At 39.7% G+C, this 13,463-nt stretch carries 15 protein-coding genes; 4 read left to right on the forward strand and 11 right to left on the reverse strand.

Annotation, left to right across the window (positions count from 1 at the left end; all coding sequences use genetic code 11):
* Positions 1-139: 139 nt before the first annotated feature.
* The 3 genes from EEL30_22900 to EEL30_22910 form a co-directional block, all read right to left on the reverse strand.
* Positions 140-514, reverse strand: coding sequence for a hypothetical protein (locus tag EEL30_22900; protein ID QDX94881.1), 375 nt, complete (start codon positions 512-514; stop codon positions 140-142).
* 138 nt (positions 515-652) lie between these two features.
* A complete protein-coding gene (locus tag EEL30_22905; protein QDX94882.1) occupies positions 653-1,165 on the reverse strand; it encodes an accessory regulator AgrB in 513 nt (170 codons plus the stop codon).
* On the reverse strand, positions 1,158-1,829 hold the full coding sequence (locus EEL30_22910) for a hypothetical protein (protein QDX94883.1): 672 nt from the start codon (positions 1,827-1,829) through the stop codon (positions 1,158-1,160). Before EEL30_22910 ends, EEL30_22905 begins: the two co-directional genes overlap by 8 nt.
* A gap of 317 nt (positions 1,830-2,146) precedes the next feature.
* Between EEL30_22910 and EEL30_22915 the strand changes: the two genes are divergently transcribed.
* Entirely contained in the window at positions 2,147-2,608 is a 462-nt protein-coding gene (locus EEL30_22915) for a hypothetical protein (GenBank protein ID QDX94884.1), read from the forward strand.
* A 63-nt stretch (positions 2,609-2,671) separates the two neighbouring features.
* On the opposite strand, the gene EEL30_22920 is transcribed toward EEL30_22915, so the two are convergent.
* Entirely contained in the window at positions 2,672-3,325 is a 654-nt protein-coding gene (locus tag EEL30_22920) for an FMN-dependent NADH-azoreductase (protein QDX94885.1), read from the reverse strand.
* A gap of 249 nt (positions 3,326-3,574) precedes the next feature.
* Between EEL30_22920 and EEL30_22925 the strand changes: the two genes are divergently transcribed.
* Genes EEL30_22925 through EEL30_22935 form a run of 3 tightly spaced genes read left to right on the forward strand, consistent with a single transcriptional unit; the run spans position 3,575 to position 4,857 of the window.
* Complete coding sequence (locus EEL30_22925; protein ID QDX94886.1) at positions 3,575-4,162, forward strand: TetR/AcrR family transcriptional regulator; 588 nt, start codon at positions 3,575-3,577, stop codon at positions 4,160-4,162.
* Between the two features lie 18 nt (positions 4,163-4,180).
* On the forward strand, positions 4,181-4,540 hold the full coding sequence (locus EEL30_22930; protein ID QDX94887.1) for a multidrug efflux SMR transporter: 360 nt from the start codon (positions 4,181-4,183) through the stop codon (positions 4,538-4,540).
* A gap of 2 nt (positions 4,541-4,542) precedes the next feature.
* Positions 4,543-4,857 carry a QacE family quaternary ammonium compound efflux SMR transporter gene (locus EEL30_22935; GenBank protein QDX94888.1) on the forward strand — a complete coding sequence of 105 codons (315 nt, stop codon included), beginning with the start codon at positions 4,543-4,545 and terminating at the stop codon, positions 4,855-4,857.
* 145 nt (positions 4,858-5,002) lie between these two features.
* Here the strand turns inward: EEL30_22935 and EEL30_22940 are convergent, their stop codons facing one another.
* The 7 genes from EEL30_22940 to lplT form a co-directional block, all read right to left on the reverse strand.
* Positions 5,003-6,358: a 6-phospho-beta-glucosidase gene (locus EEL30_22940; protein ID QDX94889.1), complete on the reverse strand. Its 1,356-nt coding sequence runs from the start codon at positions 6,356-6,358 to the stop codon at positions 5,003-5,005.
* Positions 6,345-6,680, reverse strand: a complete 336-nt coding sequence (locus EEL30_22945; protein ID QDX94890.1) for a PTS lactose/cellobiose transporter subunit IIA — start codon at positions 6,678-6,680, stop codon at positions 6,345-6,347. The genes EEL30_22940 and EEL30_22945 overlap by 14 nt, the downstream gene beginning before the upstream one ends.
* 30 nt (positions 6,681-6,710) lie before the next feature.
* Positions 6,711-7,460: a chitin disaccharide deacetylase gene (locus EEL30_22950; GenBank protein ID QDX94891.1), complete on the reverse strand. Its 750-nt coding sequence runs from the start codon at positions 7,458-7,460 to the stop codon at positions 6,711-6,713.
* 33 nt (positions 7,461-7,493) lie between these two features.
* A complete protein-coding gene (gene celB / locus EEL30_22955; protein QDX94892.1) occupies positions 7,494-8,843 on the reverse strand; it encodes a PTS cellobiose transporter subunit IIC in 1,350 nt (449 codons plus the stop codon).
* Positions 8,844-8,858: 15 nt separating this feature from the next.
* Complete coding sequence (locus EEL30_22960) at positions 8,859-9,161, reverse strand: PTS sugar transporter subunit IIB (protein ID QDX94893.1); 303 nt, start codon at positions 9,159-9,161, stop codon at positions 8,859-8,861.
* Between the two features lie 187 nt (positions 9,162-9,348).
* The gene (locus tag EEL30_22965) at positions 9,349-12,141 is read right to left on the reverse strand and encodes a sigma-54-dependent transcriptional regulator (protein QDX94894.1); all 2,793 of its coding nucleotides are present in this window, start codon (positions 12,139-12,141) and stop codon (positions 9,349-9,351) included.
* A 108-nt stretch (positions 12,142-12,249) separates the two neighbouring features.
* A complete protein-coding gene (gene lplT / locus EEL30_22970; GenBank protein ID QDX94895.1) occupies positions 12,250-13,452 on the reverse strand; it encodes a lysophospholipid transporter LplT in 1,203 nt (400 codons plus the stop codon).
* Between the last annotated feature and the right edge of the window lie 11 nt (positions 13,453-13,463).

The raw sequence follows: 13,463 nt of genomic DNA on the forward strand, positions 1-13,463 counted from the left end.
TTATAAAAATTTATCATTAAATTATAGAATTTTTTGTCGAAAAATGAAGAAAAAGTCACCCTGTTGTACCCCCTTCAATTTTTCTTTACATTCCATAAAAATAACTGTATAATTTTATGCCAAAAAAAGAACCACCCAGTCAATCTGGATGGTTCTTTTTTTTCAGATGTTTAACTAATTCGTATTTAGACCTAGAAACTGTTGTATAAGAACCGTCACCGAAGTAAGCCCTGATGAATAATGCATTCTCAACTACATAAGTAATGTTTTCGAGATTGACAACATTTACAGCATCTAATGAAACAAATCCGTATTTCCCCCAAGAAGCACGAATTCCTTCTAATGTAGTCACGGCAAGAAACACACCTTTGTTAGTATGAAAGCGTAAAATGCTATCCGAATTCTTTTTTGGTCTAAAGAGATCTACATAATTAACCTCTTCCACTCCAAATTCTACAAAATCTGACTCATCGTACTTTCTTTCGACTCTAATTCCTGTTAACCTAGGTCTCATTTTGCTTCACTTTGCTTTTTTAATTCTTCTGGAACAATTGGACTACCGATGCTAGCTTTGTAAGAAACAGCAAAAGCTCTAGCTACAGTGGTAAGTATAGCCGAAGTAGTTTCTGCTATAAGTTTTTTCATTTGACACTCACCTCCCTTCAGGAATCAATAACAAGGATTGAACAAAGAAAGATAATGCTACTATGGGAGAACCGATAACGAAATTTATGCTTACAAGCAAAACAGCGAATAATTTTAATACCAGCACTTTTCGAGGTACGGTCAGATTTTCATATGTACTATTAGGTGCATGAAAGAGTACTAAAATTACGCTGATAACCGTTAGTATATATACAAGAATGTAGTTTACAGGAATATGCGGAATCACTGCAATAATCGCTGTCGTAACAATGACGCATTGATCTAATGATTTTAGGTGATATCCCCCAGAAAAAAAACGTAATATCACAAAAGACATCAACGCAATGAAAGTATCCTGTAACCTACCTGTCCAAACCCCAATAAGAAACAAAAAGAAACAAATGAACAAGAAATTGAGCAAAATAGAAAGAGCGTATGATAATACAGCTACGCTATTCGTACGCTCTGGACTTGCGTTTTTTATTTTCAGAGACATAACTTCCGACAGTTTTTCAATCAATAATCTTGTCCCTCCTATTTAACCACCGAAGTAAAAGAAATAGAGGGGCCAAAATAGGCAGTATCAACACCCATATGTCGCCTTTAAAAATAAAAATCCAATATGTATCAAAAGAAATAGTAATAATCCCTAAAACCAATCCACAAATGATCCTTATCTTTAAGGCATCCAGTTTTCCTTTTTGATATAAGTCATGGGGTGGTTGCATAATGAAAGAGAATCCAAAATTAAACATACCAATGAGCCAACCTATCAACAAGACAGTCACATCGGTGATAAGTTGAATCAAGAAGGTTCCCCACTCTACAAGACTCTTACCATCACTTAGTGTCACCCAACCAAAAGATAAGAGAACAGGGTATATGACAAATTGTATTCCTAGGTAACTTAGATACCCAATAGCTGTAATTAAAGCTGATTCATAAAGTCTTATCTTAAACAGGAGTCTAAAAAACACTACAATCAAAAAAAATTGTGCTCCAACATCAATCTGATCCACTTCTAATAACACCCTATTTACAAATGATGTTATGGATAGTGCTGTAGCCATAATTGTGAAATCTCTCAAATACATACTGACTGGCAATCTAAATGCTTTAAACGTTAAAAATAAAATGGAGAATGAATCAATAAATCCAAACAATACATACAAAAAGCTTTTCATAATATATCCCCTATTTAGCCAAGATCAAAACGATGTAGGTGCTCTGTATTCACGACCATACAATAGACTATCCCTTAAAGAGTGTAGCTCGCTCATAACTTCTTGGTGAAAAATGATCTCCTCGCCTAATCAGCTCAAGAGAGGTTTTTTATTTTAGATAAGTAATAATCAAGGCTAAAAAGAACATGCCAAACATGAACATCAGAGACAACGTCTGATATACCTCTATGTACCTTTATGTACTCACCTCCTTCCCTATTGGGTAAAAGAGAGTGTGCTGATCATATCTTAAGAAGCCGCTTCTATTTTACCTCGCTATTATAGCATGGATTATTTTCGTATTCTATACTTTCATAAAATCTCGACGCGAAGCATGTAAACCCTTGCTATATCAAGAATTTACTAGCAATATCATACAAAAAATAACACAAAAAAGGAGACAGGTACTGCTCCAAAATGTGAACGATAAAACCTTGTCTTCTCTTCCTTATTACTCTTGGCAAACACAAGAAATTGATGCCCATCGTGCGGGTGAGAAACTGATTGCTCGAACACAGAAGCTAAACACAGATTCCATTGGTTTTGGCGAGCATTATCGCAGTATGGTCCGTAATAGTAACTGGACTCGCGAAAAATGGAGACAGCTTTATCCAAAAGCCGAATTTACAATCATTGCCCTTAACACGCTGTCTCGTACAGGGATTATTGATTATCAGGAAGCATTGAAAAACGCCACAGCTTTTATAAGCCATGGCGTTTTTTTATGCTTCGCTGAATGATTTTGTTATGAAAAGCTTACTAACTTTGCAAAAACTGGTCTTTTCCGTGTAGCTTATTTCTCTTTATTTACCAAACGTTTTAGCGATTTCAGTAGCACGTTCTTTCGCTTTCGCTTTGATATTCTCTGCTTCAGTAGGAAGTGCGTTCATACCTTCTACTGCCAATGTTTCATATTCAGTGATACCGATGAAGTTCATTGTTGCTTTTAAATATTTATCACCGAATTCGAAGTCAGCAGCAGGACCTTCTGAGTACATACCACCACGGGCTTGGATGTGAAGAACTTGTTTGCCATCTAGTAAACCAGCTGGGCCAGCTTCTGTATATTTAAATGTTTTGCCAGCAATCAATAGGTTGTCAACATATGCTTTTACAACTGGAGGGAAGCTTAGGTTCCACATTGGTGTTACGAATACATAACGATCTGCTTGTAAGAACTGCTCCAATACTTCTCCCATGCGGCCAACTTTAGCTTGAGCTTCTGGAGACAAGTCACCAAATGCAGTACCTTGACGCAATTGGTTCCATGCGTCCAACACTGTACCATCAATCATTGGAATATCTTCTTTAAATAGATCAACACGGACTACCTCATCTTGCGGGTTTTCTTGACGATAGGCCTCCAAGAAAGATTCTCCCACACTTAGCCCAAAAGATTCCTCTACAGATTTCGGATTTGCTGTAATATACAATACTGTTGCCATGTTTGTAATCATCCCTTCTGATGTATGTAGCTTATTATTTGCCTAGTTAGACCTGTTGCATGCAATACATTAATATATATTTACTTACCTTATATTAGTATGGTACTTTTTAATAGAGATTTTGTCAACACTTTTATTTAGAAAGTATCATTCCTCCTCTTCTGATCTTGCTGATGCCCTACTTTGGAGAATTTTACATTTGACAAGAGTAAAGTCATGTGAGATGCTTTGCCTAACGAACGTTAGGTAGGAGGTTGCGATATGACTGCAAACAAAATTAAAGAAGCTGCATTGCAGTGTTTTGCTCTACATGGCTATGAAGGAACATCGCTTGCTCAAATTGCAGATGAGGTAGGGATAAAAAAACCTTCCATTTATGCCCACTTCAAGGCAAAAGAAGACCTTTTCTTACATTTGATACATGATGTGTTTGCAAAAGAGACAGCCTATATTCAGCATTTCTTTCTTGTCAATCAAGATCAACACCTATCTGTCCTGTTACCCCACATGCTAAACAATTACAAAGCAAATTTTGATCAAGACGGCACCTTTACCTTTTGGCTACGGATGGCTTTCTTTCCCCCATCTAGCATGGTGGAACCCGTTAGTGAAGTGACCAATCAGTTTTTCGATGAACTGGAGACTATGCTAGTCCCCTTGTTTGAGCGTGCAAACCAATTGGGAGAAATACAGGTTGATGAGCCACAAGATGCCGCGATTGCGTTTCTTTGTTTGATGGATGGTCTGTTTGCAGAGTTATTGTTTGGTGGATCAGAACGATATGAAAAACGTTGGTCTGCTTCATGGAAAATTTTCGCTAAAGGGATTGAGCTTCACTTACACAAGTAAAAGGTTTGGAGGAAACATATTATGAACCGGAACTGGACATACGTACTAATCGGCGGATTATTAGAAATTATTTGGATCGCGGGGATTAAATACTCCTCTCATTGGTATGAATGGGCTGGAACGTTGATTATTATTACCCTTAGTTTTGACGTTCTTATCCGCGCAACCAAAAATTTACCAATCGGGACCGTCTATGCCGTCTTTACAGGAATCGGCACTACAGGTACCGTTTTGACAGAGATGTTGTTGTTTGGTGAACCTTTCCACCTTGCTAAATTAGGCTTTGTTGCCTTATTACTAGCTGGTGTCATTGGACTAAAATTAATTACATCCGATGATTCTGGAACCAAAGAAACAAAAATGAAAGGAGCGAGCTAATCATGGGTTGGGCTTTCTTAATTTTTGCAGGTTTTTTTGAAATAATTGGTGTGCTGGGATTAAAAAAAGTCTCGATGAAACACAGCTTGTCTTCCTATCTCATTTTGATTGGTGGATTCGGTCTTAGTTTCACCTTTTTGACCTTATCCATGAAAAGTATTTCAATGGGTACAGCTTACGCGATCTGGACTGGTATCGGTACAGTTGGGAGCGCGTTACTGGGAATGCTGGTTTACAAAGAGCCTAAAGAATGGCGACGAGTTCTTTTTATTCTGATGATCGTATCCGCTGCAATTGGTTTGAAAATGATTTCATAACAATACATGTACAAATCTTCATTGAAATGATTCAAAAAAGCACAGAAGGTTGATATTGCGAGAATGACCAACATTCCGCTTTGACAACCCCCTGTGCTTTTTTGTAAACAAACTACTAGCTAGTTTCTAGATTATTGGTTCAAACTTATGCTTTACCAGCTTCTGCTGTCTCTTTCGCTGTTTCTTCTTTAAAAAACTGCGGTAGATAAGGCTTATGCGCTTCCAGCATTTCGTCTAAAATAGTTTTGGCGATGCTATCAGATGGAATTAGTGGATTAATGCTCATCGCTAGCAACGCCTTATGGTAATCACCCGTCACTGCTGCCTCAATAGATACTCGTTCAAAGGATTTAATTTGTTGAACCAATCCGTTTACGGCAATAGGTAGCTCGCCGACTGAGATTGGCACAGGTCCTTCTTTCGTAATTACGCAGTTCACTTCTACAGCTGAATCAGGTGAAATGCCTGCAATCGCTCCGTTGTTCCGAACGTTAACTGGCTGAATATCACGCACATCGTTATAAATAGAGTATATTAAGTTACATGCCGCGTCACTGTAGTAAGCGCCGCCCCGTTTCTCCAGTTGCGGTGGCTTGATGGCCAACTCTGGATCTTTATACAGTTCAAACAATTCCGCTTCCACTTGTTGAACCACTTCGGCTCTGGTTCCTTCTTTTTTTGCCGCTTCTAATTCATACTCAAGCATTGGTCCTGTCTGATAGTAATAACGATGATACGGGCAAGGCAATAAACCAAGTGCACGAATGAACTCTTTTTCCCAGCCCATATCTACAATATTTTTCACGGATGGTCCATTTTCTTCGTCACTTGTCAGCTTTTCGATTACTTGATCCGTAACTTTCTTGCCATCCACATAGACATTTGTCCCGAAGACCATGTGATTTAATCCTGCAAAATCAATGTGCACACGGCTACCATCTACATCTAGCATTTTAGCAACAGCCATTTTCATGCCAACAGGTACATTGCAAAGACCGACTACTTTTTTAATATTGCTGTGGCGTAGAACCGCCTCTGTCACCATTCCAGCCGGATTCGTGAAATTAATGAGCCACGCATCCGGGCAAAGCTCTTCCATATCCTTGCTAATGCCTAAAATAACTGGGATTGTACGCAACGCTTTAAATAAACCACCAGCACCGTTTGTCTCCTGACCAATGCAACCGTGTTTTAATGGTATACTTTCATCCAATCCACGTGCCTTTAGCAGACCTACACGTAATTGAGTCGTAACAAAATCTGCCCCAGGCAACGCTTCTCTACGATCCAATGACAAATGAATTTGCATCGGAACGCCAGCCTTCTCCACCATGCGTTTTGCTAAATTTCCTACGATTTCTAACTTTTCTTTTCCTTCAGGAATATCGACTAGCCAGAGTTCACGCACAGGTAATTCCTCATAACGCTTAATGAAGCCTTCAACCAACTCTGGTGTATAGCTGGAGCCACCGCCAATGGTAACAATTTTAATTCCGCTCAACTGTATGTCCCCCTTCGATGTTCATTTTTGCATAAAGATCAATGAATTCATTTGCTAGGTCTTTAACCGTGATCGCATTCATCAAATGGTCTTGCGCATGGATCATTAATAACGTTAATTCAGTTTTACGTCCACCAGCCTCTTCCTGAATTAAAGAAGTCTGTATATGATGAGCCTCGCGTAGCTCTGCGGTGGCCTCGTCCATTAATTTGCGTGCTTCCTCTATCTCTCCTCGCTTTGCTGCCGCAATTGCCTCCATCGCAAAGCTCTTTGCGTTGCCACCATGTAATATAATGTGAAAAGCTACATCTGTAATTTCCATATGGTTAGCCTCCTATCCCATGACCCACTGTCAGCCAAGTTGTTCAAATGTAATCAATTTTATATCTCGGGAATTCAGCCGCTCTTTAACGTGCGGGTCAGTCAGAATCACCAATTCGTTCATACGTTGAAGTGCATAGCTACTTCCTTGGTAAAGAGGTTGGTCGATATAAGCGGGATGTGTCATGATTTCTAGCGACTCCACTCCAACATGTTTGTCCAGGATTTTTTCCAAAGACTCAAGGGAAAGATCATCTCCATAGAAATTATGATCAAAAGCTACAGTGCTCCGTACGCCTGCTTGTAGCATGTTCGCTTCATCATGTGTGTGGAAGAGACGAAGCGGTAAATGATACCGCTCCGCCAATTTCAGCACAATAGGCAATACCTTTTCATGCCCATGTACATGGTGATGGCTATCGATATGGGTTGGTTTCTTCCCGTATGAGAGGAATGCTTCCAACTGACGTGTAAACTCTTTCTCAACATCTTCTGTATTCATTTTGTCAAATACATCCCGTAACGAGTGAAAGCGACTTGATTCATCTACCAAAGAAGGTACATCGTCACTGATTGGTTTCCCACAAGTCAGAACCAAGTGAATTCCTACTCCTAGCGCTGGATGTTGTTCTGCCAGTTGGAAGGCATGCGCCACCTCAGGCATATTCATCATCATAGTAGTTGAAGTAACAACCCCACGTTCATGAGAAGTAATAATTCCATAGTTGACTCCTCTTGAGTAACCAAAATCGTCTGCATTTATGATCAGTTTCGTAACGATTACCCCTTTCTGTACCTGCTCAACACGTCCTTCTTATGCTTGTAATGTGTTAGCAGCTTGATTTTTTGTTGCCTCTTGCTCTTCTCTGTATTTTTGACGATCCCACAGACGGAAGAATGGATAGTAAATCGTAAATGCCAATATAAAGTTAATTAATTGGAGATACAATCCAGACATTTTAGCACCAGTCGCTAGATAACCGCTGATTAACAATGGCGTAGTCCAAGGTACGGATATACCACTTGGTCTCGCTACAAGTCCCGTGGACATTGCAAAATAAGAGACGCACAATAAAACAACTGGAGTTATTACGAACGGTATAATTAAAAGAGGGTTCATTACGATCGGCATCCCGAAGATCACCGGCTCGTTTATGTTAAATAACCCTGGAGCAAGAGAAAGCCTACCTAAACTCTTCATCTGTTGACTCTTCGCCATAAAGGCCATTGCAACAACCATGGCGAGCGTTGTACCTGATCCACCGATATAAAGCCAGAGATCAAAGAATTGACTTGTAATAACATTTGGTAATTCTGCATTTGGGTTGCTCATATATACAGCTCGGTTCGCATCCATCAGAGTTAACCAAATTGGACTCATTACACTACCAACCAAATTAGCTCCATGTAGACCGCAAGCCCATAAAAGGTGAATAAGAATAACGGCAATTAAAGCACCTGCAAAGCTAGAACCTAATGCTTGTAATGGAACACCCAACAGGGTTTTAACAATATTGTGTACGCTTTCAAAAGTGGTCACTTCCATAATTAATCGAATAATCCAGCACGTTCCCAGCACTATAAAAGCTGGAATAAGAGCAACGAAAGATTTCGCAACCGCTGGTGGCACACCTGGAGGCATTTTTACAACAATATCCTTTTGAATAACAATACGGAAAATTTCAGTTGAAATAAGAGCTATAATCATGGCAACAAACAAACCTTGGCTACCCATTAATGTTACAGGGATGACACCACTAACCTGTAAGGCTGTTTCTGTACCAGGCGGTGTAAACATCGTATTGTATGGCGTTACCAATAAGAAGGAGGCAACAGATATGGCGGCCGCAGATAAAGGGTCGACCTTATACTTTTCTGCTAACCGATACGCTACACCAAAACTAGCAATGAGTGCCATAATATCAAAAGTAGCTCCTACCGGGTAAAGCAGCTTAGTACGCCATAATTCACCAAAAATTCCCTTCATAAAATCATCATAGCCTTCAATTGGAATAAAACCAATAACTAAGCATAAGGACCCGACAATTAGCAGGGGAGTTGTTAATACGATACCGTCACGAATAGCTTGTAAATGCTTCTGCCCGGCGACTTTACCCGCAATGGGCATCAGAGCTCTCTCGAAAAATTGAACGAGTCTGTCCATCGATATCACTCCTATCTATTTCTTCATGTTTAGTGCTGATTCGAGAACCTTTTGACCATTTACCATACCGTAGTCTACAGGGTTAATCACATCAACTGGGATATTTCTCGCATCGCCTTCTTTTTTTAATTCTGCTAATTTATAGCGGATTTGTGGACCAAGTAGCACGACTTCTGCTTTATCCCAGTTATCACGCATGTCATCTGCAGATATAGCCCAAATGGTTGCCTCTATTCCCAAATCCTTTGCTGCCTGCTCCATTCGAGTTACAAGTAGGCTAGTTGACATTCCTGCTGAACAACATAGTACGATATTCATCTTTATATGCCCCCTTCTAGTCATGTAAGTGTTTACATTTTCTTAATTATGCAAGTGCTATGCCAAAACACTAATGATTATACATGTAGGCAGGTATCTCTTTGTTTTTGCATAGTGTATTGCTCATCCACAGAAAAACGAAACACTAATGTGGTAGTGTTTCGTTTTAAGAACAAGTAGTGTTTGATTATATTTGAGACTGATTTGCTTCACTCATGAGAAAAAATTTTACAAGATAACAGATTTCATTTTCTTCCACCATGATGCCATATGTCATTTCAATCGGCTGTATATGCCGTTGTATCGCAGTAAACATCTCTTTATAATTTTGCTTGTACGCTTCCCTTTCTTTAAATACCGCTACTTCTTCTCTACCTTTTAACCTATCTATCATACAGCACATATGCAATGTAATTCCCATTAATTCATCCTGATATAAGTCCTGTTGAAGCTCCTTCTCCATTCGCTTTATAGAAGCACGTACATCTGACAAAACTTGTTCGCCTGAGAGATATTTTAAATGGGATTCAAGTGTTTCTCCCATTTTTTGGTAAATTTCTTCTTGATCGATAATCTGCTGAATCTCTGGAATGGCCTGTAAGCTTAAAACTTGCTCAATATTATATTGAGGAACCTCTATATCCAGCCGGAAATTACTAACTGTACACAAAACTTGTCGCTTCTCTTTTAGTGCTTCTAACTCCTGTTTGGCCTTATGTTGATCTACACAGGTAATCGGAATAATTTGTAGTGATTCGTTATGAAAACGGAGATAATTTTTCAACAGATTTTTAATTACAAGTGCGCTTCCTTCTCCTGTCAGACACGCCGTTACAATTACTTGTTTAGGGAGTTTTTTTCGTTCCCGTTTAACTGACTGCTCTTGAATTTCGTGGCTGGATACAGCTAGCACACTTTGATAAATCTCATCTAAAGAAGAGCCTGATATTGCTTTGCGCGTAGCTTCTAGAACATGGGTGGTGCTCACCAATGGAATAACTTTTACTGGTATCCCTAATTCTTTTTGAATGATTTCACCAAAGGTAAGTAAGGAGCCCATATCTACTAAAAATAGTAATCCTTCTTCATTTCCGATCGTTCTGGCAATTTCCCTAGCCTGCTCTAATAATTCATGTGGTGGTTTTTCTAAAGGCATGTCCAATGAGACAGCATGATTGGTGCCCAAGAGGCGGTTTGTTACCTCTACCATAGAAGTAGCACTAGAATTTCCATGCATCATGACGAGAATACCTACATAATTTTTGATCTCTTCAGGCTGTGCTTCATCAAGTACAAAGAACATGCAGAGAAAACCTGCTTCATCTAACGGTATTTCAAGATCAAACGCCTCTTCTATTTTGCTCACACATTCAAGAGCCACCATGAATTCAGCTTTATGCAGTTTGCTAATCTGATTTAACTGCGGATTAGAAATCGTTTTACCCCTTCCAATACGATCAATCAATGTCTGAATGTGCAAGGACATTCCCAGTAGGACATTGCGTGTTAATTTTCTACTCAAAATAGTCTCGGCATATCCTACAATGTCTTCGACTAAATGGACAATCTCAGGGTGAACGATTTTCAGTACATCCTCCTGATTAAAGCTTTTTCGTACATTAGTCAGATAATTAGTAAAATATTTCTCGATTTCACTATTTAAGACTGTATATAATTCTGTATCAGATGCACCTGTAGCCCGTAGTTTAACGATCTTTTGTTCCATCCGCTCATAAATATTACTATCAATAACAGACGAATCTTCTAATAAATATGGCTCTTGGTCTGGATGAAATAGAAAATATTTTCTTTCTCCGATAAGCTTCTCCATATTTTGTCTGTTTTGTTCCACGTGTAACACGCCTTCTTTTACATGAGGAGGAAGATCTGCTGTAGTAATCTGCATTTCTGTCTTTCGTAAAGAGATAAAATCGGCATATGCTTTTGCGCAGGAAAGCCGAATATCCGTCTTCAATTGACCGATGTTATTCGGACAGTGATACAGTAGAAGAGCACGGATAGAATTCCCTGAAACATGGATATCTTTTCCTAATCGATAAGACTCTTCTTGAAAAAATTGCTTACTTAACTGCAAACGCTCTTCCAGTCCTCGTTCTTTTAAGGAAGGCAGAGAAATCATCATAGGAATACGTCTGGTAAAAGTAGCGAGTAGTGCAGAGGTAGGATTTTCAGTTGTTGCCGCAATTAATCTTACATTGGCCTGACGCACTCCATCCGTTTCGCCTACACGCCTGTAAAAGCCCTTATCGATGAAAGTAAATAGCATCTCTTGTCCTTCTGATGGCAAGCGATGAACCTCATCTAAAAACAAAATACCCCTATTAGCCGTTTCCATTAACCCTGGACGGTCACTATCTGCACCAGTGTATGCACCTTTTTTTACGCCAAATAATTGACTCACCAATAACTGAGCATTGTGAGCATAGTCTGCACAGTTGAATGTGATAAACGGAGCAGAGGCCGTTAAAATTCCTTTTTCCACAGCATATTCGTGCATGAGTCCAGCAAACATGGTTTTTCCTACACCTGTCTCACCAAATAGGAGTGTATGCATGCCATGAGGTGGATAGAGCAAGGCTGCTTTAGCTTGTTCAATGAGTGCCGTTAAACTCTGACAATCTTTAGCCAACTGGTCCATCACACTAGCTTGTAGCTGATTGACGCTCTGAGGTATATTACGATCCCAAGCCACTTTTGCTTCAGCTTGCCCCCTCTCAGACAGATACCCTCGCACTTTCTCCTTATTCAATAAAGCTTCAGGCTGAGTACCAGGTAAAGAGAATCGCACGGGGCGGGTTGTACCTTTCTCAATTCGGCCTTCTTTCCATAGCTGGTTTAAATCAGAGCTTACATTAGCTCGACTTAACGATAAAATTTCAGCCAACTCTTGAGCGCTACTTGCCCTACCTTCTCGTGATATGGATACGATCTGTTGCATAATCAGCTCTATGCGTTTCATTTCATCACCTTGTGCCGATTTTTAACTGACGTTTGAATTATGAAAACTCTTTCATTTTCCATCATCTCATATTTATATCTATTCATCCATGGATCATTTTTGTGACATTTATATCCGTTTCGTCCGAGCCCGATCTACTTCTGGAATTTTTATTACCAAATAACCGAGAAAAACTGCGAGTAGAATTCCTTGAAATAAAATAGCAAAGGAAACAGATCCTCCCATATAGGCCACCGCATAGTAAATAGCAGTTCCTCCTAACATCAAACCATTCTCCACAAAATTTTGGACAGCAATGGTCTTACCTGATCCAATTATTTGAAGTCCTTGTTCCTGAATCACGGTGTTCATAGGAACGATAAATACACCACCCATAAAACCAACAGCAAGCAACATCAAGATAGCAATGAATGTCGATTGAATCCAAGGAAACACCATGATACAGCCCGTCATAAGAAACCCATAGAGAATCGCTTTGGTAAATCTGGATAATGGAATAACCTTAGGGGCAAAGAAAGCTCCACCAATAATACCAATTGAAGTCGTAGCTAGGATGAGCGATACCCGAAAGTCATCCTCTGCAAAGCCTAATGTAAGGGGAATCCAGGCAAGGACAGCAATACGTAGCACCGCTGAGCTCATCCAGAATGCCCCTGTTCCTACCAGTGCGTAATGCGTAGCCGGATGGCGATAAAGCAAACGAAAATTATCAAAAAACAATCGAATTTCTTCGCCGATTTTAATGTGGGGGTTGCCTCGCTGCATGGGAATGAAAAAGGTCATAGCGATTGAAGCTGCAAAGAGAAGCAAACAGATGCTAGAAGAAACGCCCGCGCTAGTAATTGCTGCAATTGCGCCTCCTCCACCAATACCCAGCAGAATCGCAAGTATCGTATAGGCTTCAATCCGTGAATTAGCTTCAAATAACTCCATTTCATTCCCAGTAAGCTCCACTAATATGCCATACTTGGCGGGTGAATAAACGACAGCTCCTATGCCTACGGTAAAGTAACTGACCATCAACGCCACAATACTCTGGTGATCTACCACCATTAATAACACGATGCCAAGTAGTTTCAACAGATTACCCGCGAGTAAAATGGTTGTTTTCGAATACTTATCAGCTATGGGTCCCACCACAGGTGCCATCAAAATAAATGGCAAGAAAAATGCCATGGAAACCAGGGCAAGAGCAACAGGAGAAAATCCATTTTGTCTTAGCAAATTAGCAATCACAAATAGTGCCATGTTATCAGCAAATGCGGATAAAAATTGAGTAATATATAGAAATTTCAAGGCCTGATGATTCACAAATGCCGCTC

This window comes from Brevibacillus laterosporus, assembly GCA_007833815.1.
Lineage (GTDB): Bacteria > Bacillota > Bacilli > Brevibacillales > Brevibacillaceae > Brevibacillus_B > Brevibacillus_B laterosporus_D.